This is a genomic window from Shinella sp. M27 (assembly GCF_049199905.1).
GTDB lineage: Bacteria > Pseudomonadota > Alphaproteobacteria > Rhizobiales > Rhizobiaceae > Shinella.
Genome location: NZ_JBLZPK010000040.1, coordinates 98014 through 121754, shown reverse-complemented (window position 1 = coordinate 121754; position 23741 = coordinate 98014). Strand labels below are relative to the sequence as shown.

The window sequence follows — 23741 nt, the reverse complement described above, 5'->3', positions numbered from 1 at the left end:
GAGCGGATATGGCCGGACGTCTTGAAGGAAAGCGCGTCGTCGTTACGGGTGCGGCGCAGGGCATCGGCCTTGCCATTGCCGAGGTCTTTCTTCGCGAGGGGGCGAGCCTTTTCCTGATCGATCGCGATGGCGGCCTGCTTGCGGCCGAAGTGGAACGGCTTCAGGCGACCGGCGGACGGGTTGCCCATGCGTCGGCGGACATAACGGACGCGGATGCAATCGAGCGCGCCGTCGCTGCTGCGACCGAAGAGATCGGCCGGCCGAACGCGCTCGTCAACAATGCCGGCGTCAATGTGTTCTTCGAGCCGCTGAAACTGTCCGATGCCGACTGGCAGCGCTGCTTCGACATCAACCTCAAGGGGGCCTGGAATTGCAGCAAGGCCGTGCTGCCGGGCATGATCGAGCACGGCGGCGGCGTCATTCTCAACATCGCCTCGACGCATGCCTTCACCATCATCCCGCACACCTTTCCCTACCCCGTCGCCAAACACGCACTGCTTGGCATGACCAAGGCGCTCGGCCTGGAATATGCCGGACAGGGGGTCCGCGTGAATGCGCTGGCGCCGGGTTATGTGCGCACCCAAAAGGCCGTCGAATACTGGAACAGTTTTCCCGATCCCGTTGCGGCTGAAGCGGCGACGATGAAGCTGCATCCCGGCGGCCGCATCGCGACGTCGGAGGAGATCGCAAAGGCCGCCCTCTTCATGATTTCCGACGAATGCCCCTTCATGAACGCCACCTGCCTGACGGTTGACGGCGGCCTGAGCGTCCTGCACCATCCCTGAACCCCCCATCTTTTCAAACCATCCAACCTATCCAAACCTCCGGCGCACCTTCGCCGGAGGTTTTTCTTTGCTCGTCCTTCGCTTGACCAATAATAACTCCGATTATATGAGAAGAATGAATTCGGCACTCACTAAGACGAGGAGGGGATATGTCCCGGAAATTGCGGTCGCAGCACTGGTTCGGCGGGATGGACAAGGATACGTTCATCCACCGGAGCTGGATGAAGAACAACGGACTGCCGGACGACGCCTTCGACGGACGGCCGGTCATCGGCATCTGCAACACCTTCTCCGAACTGACGCCCTGCAACGCGCATTTCCGCGGGCTGGTCGAGCACATCAAGGCGGGCGTGCTGGAGGCGGGCGGGCTGCCCTTGGAATTCCCGGTCTTCTCCTGCGGCGAATCGAACCTGCGCCCGACCGCGATGCTGTTCCGTAACCTCGCCTCGATGGATGTCGAGGAGGCGATCCGCGGCAATCCGATGGACGGCGTCGTGCTGATGGCGGGCTGCGATAAGACCACGCCGTCGCTGGTCATGGGCGCCGCCTCCAGCGACCTGCCCTCCATTGTCATTTCCGGTGGGCCGATGCTGAACGGCCGCCTGAAGGGCCGCACGATCGGCTCCGGCACCGATGTCTGGAAATTCTCCGAAGATGTGCGTGCCGGCGTCATGTCGCAGAAGGACTTTCAGGCCGCCGAAAGCGCAATGTCGCGCTCGCCCGGCCATTGCATGACCATGGGCACAGCCTCAACCATGGCCTCGATGGTGGAAGCGCTCGGCCTGGCGCTACCAGGCAACGCCGCCTATCCCGCCGTCGATGCCCACCGGGCGCGACTGGCGCGGCTCACCGGGCGCCGGATCGTGGAAATGGTCGCCGAAGACCTGCGCCCGTCGCAAATCCTGACGCGGAAGGCCTTTGCCAATGCCATTCGCGTCAATGGCGCGATCGGTGGCTCGACCAATGCCGTCGTTCATCTGCTGGCGATCGCCGGTCGGGTCGGCACCGAACTGACGCTCGACGACTGGGACAATTTTGGTCGCGACGTGCCGACGATCCTCAACCTGATGCCGTCGGGCGCCTTTCTGATGGAGGACTTCTGTTATGCTGGCGGGCTTCCCGTCGTCATGAAGGAGATCGCCGACCTGCTGCATCTCGATGCCCTAACGGTGACGGGACAAAGCGTCGGCGCGAATATCGAGGGCGTCGAGAACTACAATGCCGACGTCATCCTGCCGCGCGACAAGGCCTTGACCACAAGCGGCGGCATTGCCGTGCTGCGCGGCAATCTCGCGCCTGGCGGTGCCATCATCAAACCCTCCGCCGCGACACCGGCATTGATGCAGCACCGCGGCCGCGCCGTCGTCTTCGAGACGATCGATCACTATAAGGCGCGCATTGACGATCCCGCGCTCGATATCGACGAGGCCTCGATCATGGTGCTGAAGAACTGCGGTCCAAAGGGCTATCCCGGCATGGCTGAGGTCGGCAACATGGCGCTGCCGCAGAAGCTGCTGAAGCAGGGCGTCCGCGACATGGTGCGCATCTCGGATGCCCGCATGTCCGGCACGGCCTTTGGCACTGTGGTGCTGCACACGGCGCCCGAGGCCGCCGTAGGAGGAACGCTGGCTTTGGTTGAGGATGGCGATTGGATCGAGCTCGACGTCACAGGCCGCAGGCTTCATCTCGATGTCGACGAGGCCGAACTCGCCCGGCGGCGGGCGGCCTGGGCTGCGCCGGTGCCGGCGATGGTCGGCGGGTACCAAGGTCTCTATATCGAGCGCGTTATGCAGGCCGATACGGGGGCCGACCTCGATTTTCTCGTCGGCAGCCGCGGCCACGCGGTTCCGCGCGAGAGCCATTAAGGAGGGGATCGTGAAGGATTTTCGGGTCGAAGACCTCCACGGCATTCACGCCATCCTTTACGCGCTCTTCAATGAGCGGGAACAACTCGACCGTGCAGCAATGCGCCGGCAGGTTGATATTTGTTTGGCGAGCGGCGTGCATGGCATGGCTGCCCTCGGTCTGGCCACGGAGGCCGCCAAGCTCGATGAGGTCGAGCGCATGGCGATTATGGACTGGGTGGTGGAGGATACGGCTGGCCGGGTTCCTGTCGCACTGACGATCTTTGGCGCATCGGTCGAGGAGCAGGTGCGGCAGGTGCGCCATGCGACGGTGGTCGGTGCCGACTGGCTCATCCTTCAGCCGCCGATGGTCGGCGCCTATTCCGCCGCCGAATACATCCGCTTTTTCGGCCGCGTTGCCGAGAGCACGGACCTGCCGCTAGCCATCCAGAATGCGCCGGCGCTGATGGGCCGCGGGCTGACGGCCGCCGACATCCGCGATCTCGTGCGCCAGCATCCGAATATCCGCCTGGTGAAAGGTGAGGGGCCTGTCGTCGACATCGCTCATCTCATCGAGGTAACGGAAGGCCAACTGCCCGTGTTCAACGGCCGCGCAGGGCTGGAACTGCTGGAAAACCTTCGCATCGGCTGCCGCGGCCTGATCCTTGCACCCGATTCCATCGATTATGCGGTACGCGCCTACGAATTCTTCTGCGATGGCTGGGACGAACATGCTGAGGAGGAATATCGGCGCATGCTGCCCGGCGTCGTCTTCACCATGCAGGGCATCGAGAACCTCATCTGCTATGGCAAGCGCCTGTTCGGTGCGCGTGCGGGCATCGAGGTTCATGACCGCGCACCCGCCATGCGCCCAACCGTGATAGGCGTGGAAATGACCCGGCGCTATGCTGCCGCACTGGGTGGCTTCCCCGAGTAAGGCGGAGCGTCTATGTACGGGAAGACGCAAGGGAGGGATGTATGAAGCCAATCGCTCGAGAAGACCGTGGCCTGCCGGCCCGGATCGCAGGCGATATCGGCCGGCGCATCACGCTGGGCAATTTGAAGGTCGGCGAAATTCTGCCGCGGGAGGCCGACATGCTAGCGACACTCGGCGTCAGCCGCACGACGCTGCGCGAGGCGTTGAAAATCCTCTCGACCAAGGGCTTTATCGAAGCAAAGCCGCGGCTCGGCACGCGCGTGCGGGCGGCAGAGCACTGGAATACGCTCGATCCGGTCGTGCTGTCTTGGCAAGGCGATGCGGAGGACCAGGATTCGCTGGCCGAGGAACTTTTCGAAATCCGCCTTTCCATCGAGCCGCTTGCTGCGCGGCTTGCTGCGCGGCGCGGGTCGGCCGCACAACACGCGGCGATCCGTGCGGCATTCCTGCGCATGGCGGAAGAGCAGGCGGGCATCGACGCGGCGATTGAAGCAGACATCGATTTCCACCTTCAGATTTTTCAAGCTGCCGGCAACCGTTTCCTGCTGCCGGTCTCCTCGGTAATACGGGCTGCCCTGTCGATCAGTATTCCGAAGACGATGGCTGCCTCCGGTGGCTTCGGCCAGTCGCTCGCCCAGCACGGGGCGATCCTTGAGGCCATCGAACAGCGCGACGAGGAGGCCGCCTTCGCTGCTGCGACCACGCTCATCTCATCGACCTACCAGCGGAATTTTGCAAACGGTTGATGAGTTATGTTGTCGCCTTTGGTTGTATCCGTGGCGTTTAAATTCGGGAAAAGCCGAAGAGTTTCTTGTAGCAGGTTGCAAAATACCGGCTGGAGGAGAAGCCGCATTTATACGCGATGTTGGTGACTGTCTGCCGCCGCCTGGTCCGCGGTTCTATTGCTTTGAAGAGCCGGATCGTTTCCATTGCCGTTGCCCATTGCGAATCCTGTTCGGTCATGGGTGATAGCCTGATCAAATCTGGGACGCCCCTGAACCGGGCGGGCCGCTCAGAGTGTCTTTAGCAGACGCAATAATGCGAGCATTTCGAGCGGACTACCGCGTTTGAAGGCAATATATGTGGCGAGTTCCTCGCCATGGAAGCGCCGCTTGAATGCCGCCTGACCCTGAAGGTTGAAAATCCTCTCGTTGATATGTCTGGATTTGTAGGCACGTTCGAAAAAGCGACGCCAAATCCCGCTTTCGCGGAAGCCGCTCGACGCCAGTGCCGCCAGAGGCGAAAGACCAAGCGTGACGAGAGCACGCCCTTCTTCCCTGAACCTGTCCGCTGCAAACTTCGTCAGGCCCACTTCTGCGTGGGGTGTCGTACCCGTCAGTTTTCGCTTGAACACGGACGTGTAGCCGATGACGTGTCCATCCCGGAATATCGGATCGAAATCAAGAATAGCGACGGCGTCCCCGCTCGGTCCGATTATCAGGAAGCGTCGCATGTAGGACGAAAGTTCAGGTACGAACGGACGGTTCAGGAACCGCATCTCACGGCGGCTGACAATTCTCCCATTACGCCAGTTCGTCGAAATCTGCCGCACTTGGTCAGCATCAGCAATCGTCCCGTCGCACTCCAAGATCCGGTAGCGATTTTTCAGAAGCCATTTCTCGGAGTACCGGACGGTCTCGTTCCTTTTGCCCGCGAACGAATGACTATCCAAAGACAGCGTCGTATCTACCCCCATTTGGTTTATACGATATCCAAGTCCTGCAAGTATGGTCGCCGTCTCATGGCCGATCTGAACGAAGCACGGACGGTTCGCTGAGGCAACGAAGCGAGCAATGTAGTCGGCCTTCGATGCGGCGCTGGCAACCGGGTCGCCCAGCGCAAAGGTGTGGCCCATCTTCGTGGCAAATGCGATATAGCCGTTGGCGTCGCCGAAATAGCGTAGGTCAGCCTGCACGACGGTTGAGTATGCCAGCGAGAAGTCCCCATACTGCTGGCAGAGTTGAAGTTTTGCGTTTAGATCGGGTTCGAACACCGGAATTTGCGGAAGACGCGCATCCAGCAGTGCGTCCAGCAATTTCCTGAAGCTAGGCATCTGCGGCTCCCGTGTCCTGCATGATTCCGCCCTGTTCTGCATAAGCCTCTTCGACAGTGGACAATAGGTCCGGCGCGCTTAGGTTCCGTATTGACAGCCTAGAGGCAGATTTCAGTTTTCGCGATTGGTCAGTGATGGAACCCGAAGATACAATTCATGATGTCATCGTGATCGGATCGGGACTTGCCGGACTGACCGCGGCCCACGCTTTGAAGCGACACCGGATCGGCGTGCTTTTGCTGGAGAAAGACCGCGATGTCGGAGCGTCCTGGGCGCGCCGACATCCGCAGTTGATCCTGAACACCCATCGTGCGTTATCCTCACTGCCGGGTCTTAAGTATCCGGCGGGAACAGGTGCGTTCCCCAAGCGCGACAGTGTGGTTTCGCATCTGCAGGCGTTTCAGCGACAACACGGCTTTGCAATCGAGTTTGGGGTCGAGGCGCGATTTGTGAGGCAGACCGAAGGTCTCTTCGCAATCGAGACCAGCGCGGGGCTTCGGCGAGCACGGTATCTGATCGTTGCAACGGGTCGGGATGCGGTGCCGCGCAAGCCGCGTTGGCACGGACTGGAGACCTTTACAGGCAGGATCGTGCAGGCTGCCGACTTTGGCGATGCGCAAGACTATGCCGGGACGTCCGTTCTCGTCATCGGAGGCGGGAATTCGGGCTTCGACCTTCTCAATCATCTCAGTCGGGTGGATACAACGCAAGTTTGGTTTTCGCTCCGGCGCTTTCCCGGCGTCCTGCCGAGGCGGTTCGGGCGCCTCGCGGTGCACCGCCTTTCCCCATTGATGGCGCTGCTGCCACCGTCCATCGTCGACCGCCTTATCGGATGGACACAAAGACGCGCGTTTGGAGATCTCTCGAAGTACGGTTTCCCATCTGGCCCCTCAGATGCAGCGACCCGGCTATCCAAGGAAAACGTCGCGATTGCGGTTGATGACGGAGCGATCGCGGCCGTCAAACGCGGCCGAATATCAGTCGTTCCCGAGGTTATGGCCTTCGGCGGATCGGTTGTGACGCTGCGTGACGGGCGTCAGCTCGCGCCCGACGTCGTTTTGCTCGCTCTTGGATACACCTCATCTTTGGGGGACCTGTTGGGCGATCTGGATGTGCTCGACAAACACGGCTTTCCCACCGGCCATGGCAAGCAAATCAACAATCCCGTGCCGGGTCTCTGGTTTGTCGGAATGAGGCCCAGCCTGACGAGTTATTTTTGGGAGGCGAAGCGAGAATCGCGTTCCATTGCCCGCTCTATTGCGGCCAAGCTCTCGAAAATCCGCCGAGATTAGATATAGCGTTGCCTCAAGTCTCTCTTCCGTCGTCGCCTTATTTATTTGTAGCTGCTTGGGGAGTGCCCATAGCGTTTCTTGAAGGCGTTTGAGAAGTATTGGCTCGAATTGAAGCCACAACTCAATGCGATCTCCGTGACGCTAGTGCTGCGTGGTTCCTGGAGGAGGCGTGATGCCTGCTCCAGGCGCAGATATTGGAGATATTGGCGAGGCGCCATGTTGGTGAGCTTCTTGCAGTAATCGGAAAAGCGTGTGCGCGAGAGCCCGCACTCCTCGGCCATACCTTCGAGTGACCAATCTTCTTCGAGAGCGTAGGCGAGCCGGCGCAGGAAGATTGCGACGGTGTGTTGCGAGGTTGAGAGATCCGGGTCGAGTGTCGGTGCCTGCTCACTCATTCGGTCGATTAGGCTGAGCATTATTGCGTTGATCGCCACCTTCAGACGGGTTTCGCCATCCTCGGGGCTGCGATCGAGCAGGATTGGCGGGATGGCCTCAAAGGTGCGGCAAAGTTCGGTTCCGCCGTCCCACACCGGCTGATTGTTCTGTGTGAGAATATCGTCGAGCCGTTCGGCCTCGTCCGGCGAGAACACGAGCCAATCCGGCCAGTCCGGTGTTTCGCTGGGCCGGCGCAGGCCCGCATCGAGAATGATCCACAGAAGTCGGCTAGGGCCGACATTGGGATTGCCGATGGCGTGCAGTTGCCAAGGCCGGATGACGATGAACTGGCCTTGTTTAAGTGCATACGTCTGGTCGTCCACCGCCAGATCGAGGCTGCCGCGTGCGAGATAGGCGATCTTGAAGCCTTCGTTGCAGTGCCGGCCGAGCCCCCAGGACTGGATGTGGCGCGCATCCCAGAAGCCGACAGTGCGGATGCCCGGCAGGCGCTCGCCGAGCGAAATGCCGGGATAGCTGCCGCGCGTCCAAGCGTGAAGCTCGACCTCGCCCTGACGGGCGGCAACCTGCAATTCCTTGCAGTTGTCGGCATACATGACCGAGTCGGGCTGACGGAAGACCGAGGGCCGGCAATTGACCGGAGAAATCACCGCATGTCTGTTCACGTTGCGCCTCCCAACACAAAATGACTTAAGAAATTTACCACTGTTGTCATCCGCAAGAATTGCCGAGTCAAGCCTGCCATTGTGCTTTCGTCGCGGATGGCCTGAAGGAGACTGGCCGGCGCGGCGAAGGGGAGGACACACGTGAAAATCGCATTCAACCTGCTCGTCATCGGCGCAGACATCGGCCTGCAGCATGCGCGCCAGCTCGAGCGGCTGAAGGCACTTGGCTATGACGCGGTGGAGATTCCCGTCTTTTCCGGCAGCGAACAGCGCTACGCGGCGCTAGGCCGGCTGCTTGGCGATATTGGTCTCGTCGCCGGAGCCGCCGCCGTCGCGACGTCGGAGTCCAACCCAGTAAGTCCAGATGCGTCCGTGCGCGCAAAGGCGCGTGATCATCACCGCTGGATTGTTGACTGTACGGCAGCGATGGGTGGCGAGATCATCGCTGGTCCCATCCATTCGCCCGTTGGTGTCTTCACCGGCTTCGGGCCGACGCCCGATGAATTCGATCGCTGCGTCGAGGCGATGCGCGCGATGGCCGACTATGCGGCGCCCGCGGGTATTCGCATTTCGGCGGAGGCCGTCAACCGTTTCGAATGCTACGTGATGTCGACCATTGCCCAGGCATCGGCGATCCACCGCGCCGTCAATCATCCCAATTATGGCTATATGTTCGACACGTTCCACGCCAATATCGAGGAAAAGGATCCGCCGGCGACCTATGAGCGCTACCACGACGAAATAAACCATTTCCATGTCTCCGAAAACGATCGCGGTGTTCCGGGTTCCGGTCATGTGCCGTTTGCAGCGCATTTCGATGCCCTGCGCCGCTGTGGCTACGACGGCTGGCTGACGGTCGAGTCCTTCGGTCGCGCCCTGCCGGAGCTTGCCGGTGCGACGCGCGTCTGGCGTGACCTGTTCGACGATCTCGACGGCCTCTTTGCTGAAAGCGTCGCGTTCATCCGCCGGGAATGGGCGGCTGCGGGAGAGCGGCTCGCATGACGGCCGTTCCCGCTCTCAGCATGACCGGAATCAGTAAGGCTTTTCCGGGTGTCCGTGCGCTCGACGGCGTCGATTTCGAATGCCTGCCGGGCGAAATTCACGCCATCTGCGGCGAAAACGGCGCCGGAAAGTCGACGCTGATGAAAATCCTCGGTGGCAGTTACAGGCAGGATGCCGGCATCATCCATCTCGCCGGAAAGGCGGTGCAGTTCACGCATCCGCGGCAGGCGACGGAAGCGGGTATCGCCATCATCCACCAAGAGCTCAGCCTTTTGCCGCACCGGACGGTTGCCGAAAACATTTTCATGGGACGGGAGATCTCCCGGCGCGGCATCCTGGACAAGGCGGCAATGCGGGAGAGGGCGGCTGAGCTTCTCCGCCGCATCGGCGCGGCGATCGATCCACAGGCGCTGGTTTCCTCGCTTTCCATCGCTTTGCAGCAATTGGTCGAGATCGCTAAGGCGCTCCTTCTCGATGCGCGCATCCTTGTCATGGACGAACCCACGGCCGCCCTCGACGAACGCGATAGCCGGACGCTGCTCAAGCTCGTCGATGGCCTTCGCGGGGAGGGCGTTTCGATCGTCTATATTTCGCATCGCATGCCAGAGGTCACGGCGATCGCCGACCGCATCACCATTCTCAAGGATGGCCGGAAGATCTGGACGCGGCCGCGCGATGCCGCCCCCATCAGCGAGATTGTGCGAGCCATGGTCGGTCGCGATCTCAAGGATTTCTATCCGGCTGTACCGGTATCTCCTCCCGGCGAAGTTCTCCTCGCCATAGAAGGCGGTGCGAATGCCGGCTTGCGCGATGTTACCTTCGATGTACGTGCCGGCGAGATCGTCGGCGTGGCGGGGCTTGAGGATTCTGGCAAGGGTGCGCTGGCGCAGGCGCTCGTCGGTGATGTTCCCCTCACGAGCGGCACGCTCACCCTGCGCGGCCGTCGGGTTGCGGTTCGCACACCGCGGCAGGCCACGGCGGCTCGCATCGGCTACCTGCCGGGCGACAGAAAGCGCGAGGGGTTGGTGCTGCGCCAGTCTGTCCGCGATAATGCGCTCCTGACGCTGCGTTCCATGGCCGGCGTTTTCACACGGCCACAACGTGGCGCGCTCGCACATGACGCTGTAGACGAAAGGCTGCGTGCTATGGATGTGCGCGCTGCGGATTTCGGCCAGGAGATAGGGACACTCTCCGGTGGCAACCAGCAGAAGGCCATCATCGTGCGCTGGTTGGCGCAGGCGTCCGATATCCTCGTCTTCGTCGAGCCGACGCGCGGCATCGACATCGCGGCCAAGGCCGCGATCTACGAGACAATGCGCGCTTTCACCAATTCCGGTCGGGGCATCGTCGTCGTCTCCTCGGACATGCCGGAACTGATCGGTATCGCCGACCGTGTGCTGGTCATGCACCAGGGACGCATATCCGGCGTTGTGCCGCGCGGCGCGAGCGAGGAGGACATCATGCATTTAGCGCTCGGCCTTGCGCATGCGCCGTCCGGGGAGAGTAAGGCATGACGAGTGATAGTGTGAAGCCGAAGCCCGGCCTGTCCGTCGCCGTCTTGCTTACAGGACTCTCCATTGGATTTTTCGTCGTCGTGGCGCTCGCCACCGGCGAGACCTCACAGCTGAGCGCGCAAGGCCTGACCGGTCTGCTTCAGCGCATGATCGCGCTCGGGCTCGTTGCGATCGGCCAGACCTTCGTTATCCTTGTCGGTTCGATCGATCTTTCGGTCGCCGCGCTTATCAGCGCTGTCGCCGTCCTCGCTTCGCACGTCATGCAGGGCGATCCGGTCATGATGCTGCCGGCTGTTCTACTCTGCCTTGGCCTTTGTATTGCGGTTGGCTTCGTCAATGGCGCGCTGGTCGCCTATGGCGGCATCAACCCGCTCATCGCGACGCTCGGCACAGGGCTCATCATCCAGGGCGTGCTTGCCGCCTCGTTCAGCACGCTTCAGGGTTCTGTGGCGCGGGAGTTTCAGGTCATTGCCTATGGTGGCGTTCTGGGCTTGCCCTATTCTCTGCTGCTTCTCGCCACGCTGTCACTTGTCGCCGCTTTCGTACTCGACCGTACGCTGTTCGGCGCGCGTATCTATGCGGTCGGCGGCAACCCCGACGGCGCGCGACTTGCCGGTATCCGCACGGAGCGGGTCATTCTATCGACCCATATGGTCGCAAGCCTCTTTGCCGGCGCGTCAGGGCTTTATCTCGCCGCTCGGCTGCAATCCGGCACGCCATGGATCGGCCGTGACGGTATCTACGACCTCGAATCCATCGCCGTCACCGTCATCGGTGGCACGATCCTTGCCGGTGGGAAGGGCGGCGTTGCGGGCACGCTTGCCGGCGTCCTGCTCTTTGCCAGCCTTGATGCGGGTTTCAATATGCTCGGCATCGACGCCTTCCTGAAGCAGGTGCTGCGCGGGGCCATCGTGATCGCCGCCGTTGCCGTTCATGCCGTTCGCGCAAAGGGACATGTTGCATGACGACCGTTCCGCAGACCTCTTCGCTCCAGCGCCGTCCCGCACGCATCGCCATCAATGCTGGCCTCGTGATCTTCGTTGCGCTCTATGCCGCCATCGCTTTCCTCCAGCCGAACTATCTGGAGCCGGGCCTATTCATGAACTTCCTGCGGCGGGCGGCACCGCTTGTCATCCTTGCCTGCGGGCAGCTCTATGTCATCTTGACCGGGGGCTTCGATCTTTCGATGGGAGCGGTCGCGACGTTCGTGGTGTTGGCGGCATCGATTCTCGTCAACGGCGATCCGGATGTGACCTGGGCGGTCATCGGCGCACTTTATGCCATGGGCATCGCCGTGGGCCTTGTGAACGGCCTCGTCGTCGCCTTCCTTAAGGTGCCCTCGATCATCGGCACGCTTGGCACGATGCTGCTCGTTAACGGGCTGGCGCTCGCCTGGTCGGGCGGCGCAGCACGTGGCGACCTGCCGGACAATTTCCGCAATCTCGGACGGCTCGTATGGCGCGATGTGCCCGTTATAGGCACGCTGCCGCTTGCAGCTCTCGTTCTCGCCGGCGTCGTGGCGCTCGCCTGGTTCGGCCTGAATGGTACGGTCTATGGCAAGCGAGCGCTCGCCGTAGGTGACAATCCACGGGCGGCTGAGCTTGCCGGAACGCCTGTCGCGGCGACACGTATCTTAGCCTTCGTAGTCTCTGCCATCTGTGCCGTGACGGCAGGTATTGTTCTGGGCGGCTTTTCGGGCGTCTCCGTCAATGCGGGCGAGGGGCTGGAACTGCAGGCGATTGCTGCCTGTGTCATCGGAGGCGCGCAGCTCCTGGGCGGGCGCGGCTCCATTTGGAGCGCGGTCTTCGGGGCGCTTAGTCTCTTCGCGCTGTTCACCTTGCTCAATCTCTTGGGTTTGCCTCAGGCGCTGCGCGACAGCATTCAGGGCCTGATCCTGATCGCTGCGGTTGGCGCCAGCATGTGGAGGACCCGCCGGCGGACCTGAACCCGACATTCATATCAACCGCCGGCGCGGCCGGCTTTCTGGAGGAGGAAGACAATGACACTGAGGACACTACTGGCCACGACCGTGGCGCTCACATTTGCCGGTCAGGCGCTGGCACAGGATTTCAACGATCCGGCCGAATTCAAGAAGCAGCGCGAGCAGCTTTCCATGAAGCCGCAGGGACCGGAAGGCCAGCCCTGGGCGCAACATCTCGGCGACGGCATGGTCAATACGGCGAAATACAAAAAAGACGGGCAGGTCACGCTCTGCTTTTCCAATGCCGGCGTCTTCAACCCCTGGCGCGTGGTCGGCCTCAACAACCTCAATGCAGAGGCCGAACTGCACAAGGATCGCCTGAAGGAACTGATCGTCGTTGATGCCGAGGGCAAGGACGACAAACAGATCTCCGACATCGAGGCGCTCGTCAGTGGCGGCAAGTGCGATGCGCTCATCGTCTCGCCCAACACGACGGCGGCACTGACCCCGGCTGTCGAGGCCGCCTGCGCCAAGCTTCCGGTGGTCGTCTTCGATCGCGGGGTAAATACCAGCTGCCCCATAACCTACATTCACCCGGTCGGCGGCTATGGCTTCGGCATCACCTCGGGTGAGTTCATTGCCAGCAAGTTGAAGAAAGGCGATAACGTGCTCGCGCTGCGCATTATGCCCGGCGTTGATGTATTGGAAACCCGCTATTCGGCGGCTAAAAACATCTTCGACGAGGCTGGCATCAACGTTGTCGGCTCGGAATTCACCGGCAGCGATCGGGCGAAGACCAAGTCCGTCGTCGAGGACTACATCAACCGCGGTACGAAGATTGATGCCGTCTGGATGGATGCCGGTGATACGGCAACGGCGGCACTGGAGGCCTTTGAGGATGCTGGCCTTCCTTATCCGGTCATCAGCGGTGAGGACCAGCAGGACTTTCTTCGCAAATGGCAGTCGGAAAAGCTGACGGCGATCGGCCCGTCCTATCCGACCTACCAGTGGCGCACGGCCGTCATTGCCGCTCTTGACGTGCTCGATGGCAAGGAGGTTCCCGGCCCGGAATGGGTCCTGCCGCAGCCCGCGATCACGGAGGATGTGCTGACCAAATATATCGACGAACGCATGCCCCCGCTGCACTATAGCCTTTGCGGCTGCCAGGAGCTGCCGGGGTATCCTGAGCGCTGGGGTGGCAAGTAATAGAAACGGCACAACAAGAAGGGGGCGGTGCAAGCCCCCTTCTCAGTCGTGGCACGTCGGTCGACCGACATTCCGATTCAGCCAAGACTAACCCACGCCTAACGTCGGTGACCACATGGCCAGTCTCTGCTGTTCGGACCGTCGGCGGAAGAGACGTGACGTTAGCCGTATCCGCAGTGAACGCTACGCGTCACAGATACTCGATATCGCCAACAATGCAGATTGCGTGGCCGATCGATTTAACACTGCAGGTTTGGCCGCTGAGTTCATTAATGATCACCGTGTCACCGGTATGAAGCTGCGCTTCGAATGCTTCGCATAAGACCTTGGCCTGTCCCTCCTGAATGTGAACGAGCAGGCTACCGCTTGCGCTAATTTCTCGACCCAGAGCAGGAACTTCCCATCGCGCGAGCGTGTGGTGAACTACCCCTCGCTTGGAAAGAACGTTGAAATCTTGCACTCTCTCGCCACCGATGGCCGTACCGATGATCTTTTCCTCTCCTGCAAATACCAATGGCTCGCTATCCTTGGAAAGCACGGTTTCGCGATGTGTCGACTTGAGCAAGAGCCTTCCGGCGGTGACAAGAAGCGAGCGATCCACGCCAGGATAGGAGGAGAAGGGGACTGTCCCGGACATCTCGGCAGTCGCAATCAACACGTCGAACTCACCCGCGGCTTGCCTTGACCACATCGCGATGTTCCGCCCGACGCCCATGCCATTCTTCCAAGGTGTCGGTGTCGTCTCGGCATGCCTGATGAGCGTTATGTCCACAGCGGTTTCCTCTGCGTTCCAAGCGGCATCGTCGGTGCTTCAAGGCGTGTGCGCCGATATCTGCGGCTTTCGGCACGCTTCTGCCTGTTGATTTACGGGCGCCGGCTCCGTGGCGCTGGCGGTTCTCATCCCAAACGCGCGACCACTTCGCACAGCACCTCCGCGCCCAATGCGAGGTCGCTCCTATCGGTGTCTTCCGCGAAATTGTGACTGATGCCGCCCTTGGAAGGCACGAACAGCATGGCCATGGGTAAGACGTGCGATACATTCGCCGCATCGTGGAGCGCGCCGGACGGCATTCGGCGCCAAAGGCCCGGAGCCAGATGCTCGGCCGCTTTAGCCATGGCCTCCACCAATGTTGCGTGCGCTTGGGTCGGTGCGATCAGATCGCAGCCGAACCCCTTCCATTCGAGACCAAGACTGTCGGCTGTCTCACGCGCGGTCGCATAGATAATCTCCGCCATCCGGTCGAGCCGTGCCTCATCAGCGTCCCGCCATTGGATCGTGAAATCCGCGCGACCCGGAACGATCGAATTGGCGTTGGGATAAAGATCGACATGCCCGACCGTCCATACGGTTGCCGATGTGGCCACTTCAGCCAGCCGGTCGTTCACGAGGGAAACGAAACGATTCAAGCCTTGGAAGGCGTCGCGGCGCAAGTGCATCGGCGTCGTGCCGGCATGGTTTTGCTCTCCCAGGAAGCTCATTTTTTCGGTTCGGATGCCGACGATATTCTCCACAACGCCAATGCGCTCTCCTGTCGCATCCAGCACAGGCCCTTGTTCGATATGAATCTCCAGGAAGGCCGAGAACCGGTCCGTGGAAACTTCCCGTGGCGCCGGCAGGCCTGCACGGTTCAGCCGGGCCTGCCCAAGGCGTAGTCCGGTGCTGTCGCAACACTCATCGGCTTCTTCCAGCGACATCAGGTCTGCCCAGACTCGGCTGCCTGGGAGGGTCGAAAAACGCCCCTCCTCGTCCTGGAAGGACACGCAGGCAACCGGAGGACCGCCTTGCTCCAGACTGGCGCGAGCAATCTCAAGCCCGACGATGACCCCATAGGCCCCGTCCAGCCAGCCGCCTTCAGGCTGGGTATCGGAATGCGAGCCAACCAGAATGGATTTTCCGCTTCCTGGCGGCACGCCGAAGACGTTTCCTATGGCGTCAACGAAGACCTCCAGCCCCGCTTGCTCCATGCGTTCAGCCAGCCATATCCGCGCCAATCGGTCGGTTTCGGAATAGGCCGGGCGGATGACGCCGGTTTTCACCGCGCCGATCCTGCGCAGCGCGTCCAGATCCGCCAGCATGCGCTCGGTGTTTATTCTGAACCTGGACATCATCGCTCCGACCCTCTCGAGGAATCCGCAGCCCTCTCCTCGAAGCGCTGCAAACCTTCAAGCTCCAACCTAGCCGTCGGGATGTTGCGGAGAAAGCTGCAAGATGGTTAGTTCACTTGTTGTTTTGCGCAAGTGAGAGTTCGATTGGCCCGCTTCCTGACTTCCAGTTACGATGTACGTCACCTTCGTACCTTTCTTGCCGTCGTCGAGCATGGTGGTTTGTCTTCCGCCGCCTATCGTCTTGGCGTAAGCCTTTCCAGCGTCAGCCGAGACCTGGCCGCGTTTGAAACGCGGCTTGGCCTTGAACTGTGTCGACGCGGCCGCTCCGGCTTTTCGCTCACGCCGCAGGGCGAGGACGTTTACCAGGCGGCGATTGGCCTGCGGTCGGCGCTACAATCTTTCGAGGAAACCGTGGAGAACACACGTCAGGCCCTTGGCGGCACCTTGATGCTGGGCACGATCGACAGCGTGATCACCAATCCAAACGCGGGAATTGTGGCGGCGCTGGCGAGGATGCATCGCTTGTTCCCCGACATGCAGGTCAGCGTCAGCATGCATACGGTGTCGATAATCGACATGTATGTGCGCGACAGCAAGCTGGATGTCGGGATCACCGGTCAGCCTGAAGGGTTGGGTCAGCTGGTCTACGAACCGGCTTTTGTGGAGACCCATCAACTCTACATCGCCCGCCATTCCCCCTATTTTGATCTCGCTCTCGAAATCGACGACAAACCCCAGGGACATGCGCAGCAACGCGTACCTTACATCGCACGGGATTACCGCACGGATATTTTCAAGCCATTTGAACGAGAGTATCCGCTGCAGGTCGTCGCCCGTGGCAGTACACTTGAAGCCATTCTGGCTTCGGTGCTTGCCGGCGTCGGTTGCGCGTTGTTGCCTTCGCACCTCGTGCTGAGCGCTGGCGGCGGCCATCTTGTTGAAATCAGGACACGGCATACGCCCATCGACGTCCAGTTCCACTTCGCCTATCGACGCGATGCGGCCAAGCGCCGCGCGATCCGGGCGATGCTAGACTGTTTCCGCAAACGATAGCGATCCCTCCCACATTTGTTGGACCTGCTCATCACTTGCAATTTTCGCAAGTGTGATTTCACCCTTTGAGCTGTTGCCAAGCTCAATTCCAGTGAACGTTTAAGAGCCTTGCAACATATGGAGGAATGCATGGTTGTTTCGACCACGGCGCCCGCGGACTCATTCCTGGATCAGATCTATGTCGAATCCGAATGGGCGCCGCTCAAGGAATGCGTCTATGGATCGCCTGATACATGGGTGCTGCCAGTCTTCCTCAGCGATGTGAAGCTACGCGCTCAGGGCGAGTTCGGCGAGTTCTGGGCAAAGAACCAGGGTCGGAACGTCAAGGAGGCATCGCCCGAGCTGTTTGCTGAATTCAACAGCCAGATCAACGGTGCGATCGGTATTCTGGAAAGGCACGGCGTAAAGGTCCATGTGGCCGGCGAGATCAGCGCGAACAACCGTAAGTATCCGCGCGGGCAGGACCATGGCGTTTCAACGCCGTGGATGCGCGATCCCTTCGTGACAATCGGCAACAACGTCATCGAACTCGCCCCGCGCAGCTTTTTCCACCGCCGTCAGCGCTTTGCAATCCGCGAAATCCTCGCCAGCACCATGGATCGCGGCGCACGTTATTTCTCCCAACCCGACAGCGGGGCTGACGACTATAATGACGGCCCGGGCTGGGGCTATCTGGAAGGCGGTGACGTCTTCGTGCTCGGCAAGAACATCCTGGTGGGGAATTCAGGCGGCTGTAGCAACCCCGAAGGCGCGCGTTGGCTGCAGCACATGCTTGGGCCGGACTATCGGGTCCAGACGGTCAAAATCGATCCGATGTTCCCGCATCTCGATTGCGTGTTGATGACGCCGCGAGAAGGGGTTGCCGTCGCCTGCATGGAGGCGCTTCCCGAAGGGCTGCCAGCCTTCATGAAGGACTGGGATATCTTTGCGGTTCCGAAGAGCCTCGCCAAGGGCCATATGGGCTGCAACAATCTCGTGCTCGATGACCAAACCGTCGTGGTTCCCTCGGAAGAGGCCCTGGATTCGGTGGCAGAAGCGCTTTCAGCCCGCAAGTTCGATGTCATTCGCATTCCCTATCGCGTGCCCTGCATGGCCGGTGGTTCTTTCCGCTGCGCCCATCAACCGCTCATCCGCGTCTGAAGCAGCGGGATAACCGCGGCGCCATCGGGCGCCGCTGCTCAACGCCACTCAAATATACAAAACGATGGGACCTGGTTCGCCAAGCCTACAACAAGAGGAGAACATCATGCGGAAATTTGCGGCTATCCTGCCTGCCATCGCTGTACTGTCGTGTGCAGTATTTGCCTCGGGCAGCCTTGCGGCGCCGAACGAAAAGCTTCCCGAGCCGATAAAGGCGTCAGGTGTTCTAGTGCTCGGCACGACATCTAGCATCGGCTTACCCTGGACCGGCATCAAGGAAGGCACCAGCGACGTCTATGTTGGCGTCGAGCCCGACCTCGCCGCCGAGATCGCCAAGCGTTTGGGCCTGAAGCTCGAAGTGAACAATCTCGGCTTCGACTCCCTCATCCCGAGCCTTGAAGCCAACCGTATCAACATCATCATGTCCGACATGCTGGACACTCCGGTCCGCCAGAAGAAGGTCGATTTCGTCGACCACATCATGGGTGGCTCTGCCATGATGCAGAAAACCGGCTCCGACAAGAAGATCGCTTCCCTTGATGACGTATGCGGCCTCAAGGCGTCGGCATTGCGTGGTTCCATGGAATCGCTGTCTATCGCCAAGCAATCGGAAAAGTGCGTCGCCGAAGGCAAGCCTGCCATCGAAGCCCAGCTCTTCCCGGACACCGGTGCGCAGATCACGGCCCTTTCAAGCAATCGCACCGATGTTGCGATGAGCGACCTCATCTATGTCGGCATGCTTGCCAAGAAACAGCCCGAACAGTTCACGATGGTCGGCGAGCCGTTCAACTTCGGCCCATGCGGCATCGCAGTGCCGAAGGATTCGCCCCTTGGTCCGCTGATCGCTGAAACGCTCGACTCGATGATTGCCGATGGCACCTATGCCGAGATCATGGAGCACAATGGCTTCGTCCCACAGTCCTACGTCACGAAGGCCGTAATAAACGGTGGTGAAGACAAATAATGGTCGGAATCGGCAAACAGGCAGGGCTGCCGTCCGTTCTCACGGACGAGCAGCTCGCATCTGCGCAGTTGCTGCCGCGCAAGCAACCGTGGACATGGGTTGCGGCCGTGGCCGTCGCGCTGGTGCTCGCAAATGCGCTTTATTCGATTGTCACCAATCGGGGTTTTGGATGGCCTGTCGTCAGCGAATATTTCTTCTCGCCGCAGGTGATGGCCGGTCTCTTCACCACGCTGATGCTCACAGCGATCTCGATGACGCTCGCGCTGTTGCTCGGCATCATCGTCGCGGTTGCCGCCGCCAGCCGCAATCCGGTGCTGTCATCGGTTGCCAGGGGCTACATCTGGATCTTTCGCGCCATTCCGCTGCTGGTCCAGATCATCTTCTGGTACAATCTGGCGGCGCTCTATCCTAAACTCGGTTTCGGCATCCCTTTCCTGCCGCCGATCGTCGAATTCGATACCAACAGCGTGATCACCGCTATCAGCGCGGCAATTGTCGCGATGTCCCTCAACGAAGGTGCCTACATGGCCGAGATTGTCCGTTCGGGCCTCAACTCGGTGGATTCAGGGCAACGTGAGGCTGCCCGTGCGCTTGGCATGTCCTCCTTGGACTCCTTCAGACGCATCGTAATGCCACAGGCGATGCGCGTCATAATTCCTCCCACCGGCAACGAGACGCTGTCCATGTTGAAGTACACGTCGCTGGTAAGCGTGATCGCATTGCCGGACTTGCTTTATTCAACGCAGCTCATCTCCTCGCGCACCTTCGAAGTCATCCCCATGCTTCTTGTCGCCAGCTTATGGTACCTGTTGGTCAGTACCCTCTTGATGGTGATACAATCCGGCATCGAGCGCCACTTCGGTAAATCGGTGGTGCGCCCATGAGCGGCTCTGCGGTAAATCCGATCCGCGCGCGCGGCATTCGAAAATCATTCGGCGCGTTGGAAGTCCTGAAAGGCGTCGATCTCGATCTGGCCATGGGTGAAGTGCTGTGCATCCTGGGGCCTTCGGGCTCTGGAAAGAGTACGCTGCTGCGCTGCATCAACCATCTCGAACGACCAAACGGCGGCATGATCGAGCTGAACGGCGTGCCGGTAGGCTATCGTCTGTCGGGCACGACGTTCCGCGAGCTGCCCGAGCGCGAAATACAAAAGCAGCGCGCCGCCATGGGCATGGTGTTCCAGCGCTTCAATTTGTTCCCGCATCTAACGGCGCGCCAGAACATCATGGAAGCGCCGCGGCGGGTTCTCGGTCTGTCTGCCGCCGAGGCATCGCAGCGCGCGGAGCGCCTGATGAAGCAGGTCGGCCTTGCCGATAAGATCGACACCTATCCCGGCGCGCTTTCCGGCGGTCAGCAACAGCGCGTTGCGATTGCCAGGGCGCTCGCAATGGAGCCGGCGGTCATGCTTTTCGACGAGCCCACATCGGCGCTCGATCCTGAACTGGTGGGCGAGGTTCTCGACGTGATGCGAGCGCTGGCTGACTCGCACGCCATGTCGATGATCGTTGTGACCCATGAGATCGGCTTTGCCCGCAGCGTCGCCGACCGCGTTATGTTCATGGACGGTGGCGTCGTGGTGGAACAAGGCAAGCCGAAGGATGTGCTGGTAAATCCGGAACAAGAACGTACCCGCGCCTTCCTGCGCAGAATTCTCGAATAGATCTTTGGAGTACAAGCATGCTCTCTCCTTCCCTTCCGACCTTCCTCGGCGCTGAAAGCAGCATCGATCCCACTGGTGTCAAAACGCCCTACGCCTTTCTCGGCATACCTTACGGCCCTTCGTATGAGGCCTGGGAGTTGTCTGCGGCGGCCGGCGGCGCGGACAAGGTGCGTGCCGCAGCAGTGGCACATGCCTATACCCGTTTCCTCACGCACTGGAATTTCGACATCGGCGAACCGCAGTTCGAGGACGGCAAGCCGAACGTGACCGACCTCGGCAACATTGCCGGAAATGTGCGGGATCCGGAATGCATCGTGGATGATGCCGCCGCCGTCCTCGGTCCACTCGTCAAGGCGGGCGTGGTTCCCGTCGTAATCGGCGGCATGGATTCTGTGCCTCCGATGCTCGTCGCGCCCTTCGAGGGTCAAGAGGACATCAATGTCCTTCAGATCGACGCGCATATCGACTTTCGCGACGAGATCAATGGTCGTCGGGATGGCTTTTCCAGCCCGATGCGGCGTCTCCGCGACTATGCCTGCGTGCGCGATCTCGTGCAGGTCGGTGCGCGCTCGATCGGCAGCGCCCGTCGGCAGGAGGTCGAAGCTGCACTCAAGGCGGGCAATCGTATCGTCACGGCCTGGGACGTTCATGAGAATGGATCAAAATGGGTCGCTGAATCGCTCGATCTTTCCCGACGGTGGGTTGTCTCGCTCGATTGCGACGGAATGGATCCGTCCGTGGCACCAGGTGTCGGTGCGATAGAGCCTGGCGGATTGACGTTCATGCAAACTGCCATCCTGCTGAACCACCTCGCCCGGAACAACCGTTTGGCAGGCATCGTCTTCACGGAATATCAGCCGGCCCGGGACGTGGGCGATGCAACGGCGCACGTGATTGCGCGCTTAATCCTTAACATTCTTGGTCTGCAACGCGATCCGCAAGCAATTGCGGTGCAGAGGTAACAGCCACGCCGCTCGGGTACGCTAACATATCCGGCGGGGTTTACGGCAATAGTCGAGAACCCGCCGAACGATGTTGCCCCCAGACTTCCTGAAGTGTTCTGCCGTTGGTTGCGGGCCTGTTCGTGGCCGTCAAGGCTGTGAACAATACGGGTTTGATCGAGACAAAATCGCCGGCACTGTGCTGACCTGCCATCAAGGCAGAGATCATCCATACGCAAATACCCAGGACGACGGAGACTGGAGCCGGAAAACACGGCAATACCGAGGTAGCACGTCGTGACGAACGCGAGATAAGCGGGAAGCGTTTTTGCGCTGGCGACGCACGTTTCCCGGAAGGCTTCGGTCTCGTTCTTAGCGCCGACGATCATCAAGGCAGTTAAGCCGAAAAGCGGGAACAGCGGCAGGATCCCCGGCAGCGTGTTCCCGCATTCGGCAGCCAGCGCAATGACCGCCGTCATCGCGCCGCCAAGCGGGCTTTTTCAGAGAATATCCACGCTACGGGTCCGACGGCTCTGCGACAAGGAAGGCGAAGTCGCATCCCTGTTCCGCCTGCAGGACCTCCTGGCCGTAGAGACGAGCGTAACCACGCTTGGGGAGAGGAGGGGTTTGCCCCGGCGTGCGCTGGGCAAGCACGTCTGCATCGACGAGAAGATCGACGCGGCGCTCCTTGACGGAAATCCTTATGCGGTCTCCCGTCCTTACGAGCCCGAGAGGGCCGCCCGAGGCGGCGTCGGGGCTTACATGCAGGACGATGGTGCCATAGGCCGTGCCGCTCATGCGTGCATCGGAAATGCGCAGCATGTCCTTTACGCCCTTGCGAGCAAGTTTTGTCGGGATCGGCAGATAGCCGGCTTCAGGCATGCAGGATGCGCTCTTCGGCCCGGCATTCTGCAGGACCATGATGTCGTCCTCGTTGATGTCGAGGTCGGGATCATCGACGCGGGCTGCCATATCCTCGATGCTCGTGAAGACCACCGCGCGGCCCTCGTATTCGAACAGGCGCGGATCGGCGGCCGCGCGCTTCAGGATAGCTCCGTTCGGAGCAAGGGAGCCGAAAAGCGCGACAAGGCCACCTTCGGGCTGCAGCGGCGCGGATACGGCATGGATGATCTTGCGGTCGATATAGGGCTGCGGCGCCTCGAGGCGTTCACCGAGGGTTTCGCCCGATACGGTCATGCAGTCGAGATGAAGCAGATCCTTCAGCTCCCGCATGACGGCGCCAATGCCGCCTGCCGCATGGAGGTCCTCCATATAGTAGCTGCCGGTGGGCTTGAGATCGACGAGAACGGGGGTCGTGTCGGAGAGCTCGTTAAGTCGTTGCAGGTCGACCTTGATGCCCGCCCGCCCGGCAATCGCCGTAAGATGAATGATCGCGTTGGTCGATCCGCCGATGGCGAGCAGAACGCGAAGGGCGTTCTCCACGGACTGTCCGGTGATGATCCGATCCGGGGTCAGCTTGTCGTGGGCAAGCCGCATGGCGGCTACGCCGCTTGCCTCGGCTGCCCGCAGCCGATCCGCATGCACGGCTGGGATTGCGGCCGTGCCCGGCAGCATGATGCCGAGCGCTTCGGCGATCGCCGCCATCGTGCTGGCCGTTCCCATCACCGCGCAAGTGCCGGCGGTCGTCGACAGGCTTCCCTCGACTTCCTGGATGCTTTCACTGTCGAGCTCGCCGGCGCGGTATTTTGCCCAGAAACGCCGACAATCCGTACAGGCGCCAAGACGTTCACCGCGCCACCGGCCCGTCATCATCGGGCCGGTGACGAGTTGAATGGCTGGAATATTGGCCGAGACGGCGCCCATGAGCTGTGCCGGAACAGTCTTGTCGCAGCCGCCGATCAGGACGACAGCATCCATCGGCTGGCCCTTCAGCATCTCCTCGGTATCCATGGACATGAGGTTGCGGAAGAAGAGGCTGGTCGGCTTCAAGAAAACCTCGCCGAGCGAGACCGTCGGAAACTCGAGCGGCAGGCCGCCGGCCGCGATGACCCCACGCTTGACCGCAGCAATCAGCTCCGGAACCAGACGGTGACAGTTGTTGAATTCGCTGTATGTCCCCGCGATGCCTACTACGGGGCGTGCGAGCATCTCCGTGGAATATCCCATGGATCGTGCGAACGACATTCGGAGATAACGCGCGAAATCGAAATCGCCATAATTGGTGAGGCCGCGCGAAATCCCGACCGGCTCTTGCTTGTCCGTCATAAAATGCTCCGAAAATGTAGTTGGTGAGAAAGACCGGCG

At 60.8% G+C, this 23741-nt stretch carries 22 protein-coding genes and 1 pseudogene; 16 read left to right on the top strand and 7 right to left on the bottom strand.

What is annotated here, in order from left to right:
- The first annotated feature begins 8 nt into the window (after nucleotides 1-8).
- The 4 genes from ACOZK4_RS17030 (at nucleotide 9) to ACOZK4_RS17015 (ending at nucleotide 4312) form a co-directional block, all read left to right on the top strand.
- The gene (locus tag ACOZK4_RS17030; protein ID WP_421592910.1) at nucleotides 9-785 is read left to right on the top strand and encodes an SDR family oxidoreductase; all 777 of its coding nucleotides are present in this window, start codon (nucleotides 9-11) and stop codon (nucleotides 783-785) included.
- 149 nt (nucleotides 786-934) lie between these two features.
- Entirely contained in the window at nucleotides 935-2650 is a 1716-nt protein-coding gene (locus ACOZK4_RS17025) for an IlvD/Edd family dehydratase (protein ID WP_421592909.1), read from the top strand.
- 10 nt (nucleotides 2651-2660) lie between these two features.
- Complete coding sequence (locus ACOZK4_RS17020; protein ID WP_421592908.1) at nucleotides 2661-3566, top strand: dihydrodipicolinate synthase family protein; 906 nt, start codon at nucleotides 2661-2663, stop codon at nucleotides 3564-3566.
- A gap of 41 nt (nucleotides 3567-3607) precedes the next feature.
- Nucleotides 3608-4312: a FadR/GntR family transcriptional regulator gene (locus tag ACOZK4_RS17015; protein WP_313523352.1), complete on the top strand. Its 705-nt coding sequence runs from the start codon at nucleotides 3608-3610 to the stop codon at nucleotides 4310-4312.
- Between the two features lie 37 nt (nucleotides 4313-4349).
- On the opposite strand, the gene ACOZK4_RS17010 is transcribed toward ACOZK4_RS17015, so the two are convergent.
- Together ACOZK4_RS17010 and ACOZK4_RS17005 are read right to left on the bottom strand one after the other, a co-directional pair.
- Nucleotides 4350-4529: an AraC family transcriptional regulator gene (locus ACOZK4_RS17010; protein WP_421592907.1), complete on the bottom strand. Its 180-nt coding sequence runs from the start codon at nucleotides 4527-4529 to the stop codon at nucleotides 4350-4352.
- A 49-nt stretch (nucleotides 4530-4578) separates the two neighbouring features.
- The gene (locus ACOZK4_RS17005; protein ID WP_421592906.1) at nucleotides 4579-5619 is read right to left on the bottom strand and encodes a phosphatidylglycerol lysyltransferase domain-containing protein; all 1041 of its coding nucleotides are present in this window, start codon (nucleotides 5617-5619) and stop codon (nucleotides 4579-4581) included.
- A gap of 134 nt (nucleotides 5620-5753) precedes the next feature.
- Between ACOZK4_RS17005 and ACOZK4_RS17000 the strand changes: the two genes are divergently transcribed.
- Nucleotides 5754-6911: a flavin-containing monooxygenase gene (locus ACOZK4_RS17000; protein WP_421592905.1), complete on the top strand. Its 1158-nt coding sequence runs from the start codon at nucleotides 5754-5756 to the stop codon at nucleotides 6909-6911.
- 41 nt (nucleotides 6912-6952) lie between these two features.
- On the opposite strand, the gene ACOZK4_RS16995 is transcribed toward ACOZK4_RS17000, so the two are convergent.
- On the bottom strand, nucleotides 6953-7969 hold the full coding sequence (locus ACOZK4_RS16995; protein ID WP_421592904.1) for an AraC family transcriptional regulator: 1017 nt from the start codon (nucleotides 7967-7969) through the stop codon (nucleotides 6953-6955).
- A gap of 141 nt (nucleotides 7970-8110) precedes the next feature.
- Here ACOZK4_RS16995 and ACOZK4_RS16990 point away from each other — a divergent pair, with 141 nt between their 5' ends.
- From ACOZK4_RS16990 to ACOZK4_RS16970, 5 genes are read left to right on the top strand one after another with little or no spacing between them, the layout of a single operon-like run.
- Nucleotides 8111-8971, top strand: coding sequence for a sugar phosphate isomerase/epimerase family protein (locus ACOZK4_RS16990; protein ID WP_313523360.1), 861 nt, complete (start codon nucleotides 8111-8113; stop codon nucleotides 8969-8971).
- Nucleotides 8968-10485, top strand: coding sequence for a sugar ABC transporter ATP-binding protein (locus ACOZK4_RS16985; RefSeq protein WP_421592903.1), 1518 nt, complete (start codon nucleotides 8968-8970; stop codon nucleotides 10483-10485). Before ACOZK4_RS16990 ends, ACOZK4_RS16985 begins: the two co-directional genes overlap by 4 nt.
- Entirely contained in the window at nucleotides 10482-11450 is a 969-nt protein-coding gene (locus ACOZK4_RS16980) for an ABC transporter permease (protein ID WP_421592902.1), read from the top strand. The genes ACOZK4_RS16985 and ACOZK4_RS16980 overlap by 4 nt, the downstream gene beginning before the upstream one ends.
- A complete protein-coding gene (locus ACOZK4_RS16975) occupies nucleotides 11447-12430 on the top strand; it encodes an ABC transporter permease (protein WP_421592901.1) in 984 nt (327 codons plus the stop codon). Before ACOZK4_RS16980 ends, ACOZK4_RS16975 begins: the two co-directional genes overlap by 4 nt.
- A gap of 54 nt (nucleotides 12431-12484) precedes the next feature.
- Nucleotides 12485-13612: an ABC transporter substrate-binding protein gene (locus tag ACOZK4_RS16970; protein WP_313523368.1), complete on the top strand. Its 1128-nt coding sequence runs from the start codon at nucleotides 12485-12487 to the stop codon at nucleotides 13610-13612.
- 190 nt (nucleotides 13613-13802) lie between these two features.
- On the opposite strand, the gene ACOZK4_RS16965 is transcribed toward ACOZK4_RS16970, so the two are convergent.
- Both ACOZK4_RS16965 and ACOZK4_RS16960 read right to left on the bottom strand, forming a co-directional pair.
- Nucleotides 13803-14384, bottom strand: a complete 582-nt coding sequence (locus tag ACOZK4_RS16965; protein WP_421592900.1) for a HutD family protein — start codon at nucleotides 14382-14384, stop codon at nucleotides 13803-13805.
- A gap of 125 nt (nucleotides 14385-14509) precedes the next feature.
- Complete coding sequence (locus ACOZK4_RS16960) at nucleotides 14510-15718, bottom strand: hydantoinase/carbamoylase family amidase (RefSeq protein ID WP_421592899.1); 1209 nt, start codon at nucleotides 15716-15718, stop codon at nucleotides 14510-14512.
- Between the two features lie 144 nt (nucleotides 15719-15862).
- On the opposite strand from ACOZK4_RS16960, the gene ACOZK4_RS16955 reads away from it, so the two are divergent.
- From ACOZK4_RS16955 to ACOZK4_RS16930, 6 genes are all read left to right on the top strand, one after another.
- Nucleotides 15863-16771 carry a LysR family transcriptional regulator gene (locus tag ACOZK4_RS16955; RefSeq protein ID WP_313523373.1) on the top strand — a complete coding sequence of 303 codons (909 nt, stop codon included), beginning with the start codon at nucleotides 15863-15865 and terminating at the stop codon, nucleotides 16769-16771.
- 129 nt (nucleotides 16772-16900) lie between these two features.
- Nucleotides 16901-17911, top strand: a complete 1011-nt coding sequence (locus ACOZK4_RS16950; protein ID WP_421592898.1) for a hypothetical protein — start codon at nucleotides 16901-16903, stop codon at nucleotides 17909-17911.
- A gap of 64 nt (nucleotides 17912-17975) precedes the next feature.
- On the top strand, nucleotides 17976-18875 hold the full coding sequence (locus tag ACOZK4_RS16945; RefSeq protein WP_421592897.1) for an ABC transporter substrate-binding protein: 900 nt from the start codon (nucleotides 17976-17978) through the stop codon (nucleotides 18873-18875).
- A complete protein-coding gene (locus ACOZK4_RS16940) occupies nucleotides 18875-19759 on the top strand; it encodes an amino acid ABC transporter permease (protein WP_421592896.1) in 885 nt (294 codons plus the stop codon). Before ACOZK4_RS16945 ends, ACOZK4_RS16940 begins: the two co-directional genes overlap by 1 nt.
- Entirely contained in the window at nucleotides 19756-20535 is a 780-nt protein-coding gene (locus ACOZK4_RS16935; RefSeq protein ID WP_421592895.1) for an amino acid ABC transporter ATP-binding protein, read from the top strand. The genes ACOZK4_RS16940 and ACOZK4_RS16935 overlap by 4 nt, the downstream gene beginning before the upstream one ends.
- Nucleotides 20536-20552: 17 nt before the next feature.
- Nucleotides 20553-21497 (top strand): arginase family protein, encoded by a 945-nt coding sequence (locus ACOZK4_RS16930; RefSeq protein WP_313523382.1) that lies wholly within the window; start codon nucleotides 20553-20555, stop codon nucleotides 21495-21497.
- Here ACOZK4_RS16930 and ACOZK4_RS16925 read toward each other — a convergent pair.
- Both ACOZK4_RS16925 and ACOZK4_RS16920 read right to left on the bottom strand, forming a co-directional pair.
- Nucleotides 21389-21964, bottom strand: a pseudogene (locus tag ACOZK4_RS16925) (GlpM family protein); the annotation flags it as partial. The gene ACOZK4_RS16930 and the pseudogene ACOZK4_RS16925 sit on opposite strands and share 109 nt — an antisense overlap.
- A gap of 28 nt (nucleotides 21965-21992) precedes the next feature.
- Nucleotides 21993-23702 carry an IlvD/Edd family dehydratase gene (locus tag ACOZK4_RS16920; RefSeq protein WP_421592894.1) on the bottom strand — a complete coding sequence of 570 codons (1710 nt, stop codon included), beginning with the start codon at nucleotides 23700-23702 and terminating at the stop codon, nucleotides 21993-21995.
- Nucleotides 23703-23741: the final 39 nt, after the last annotated feature.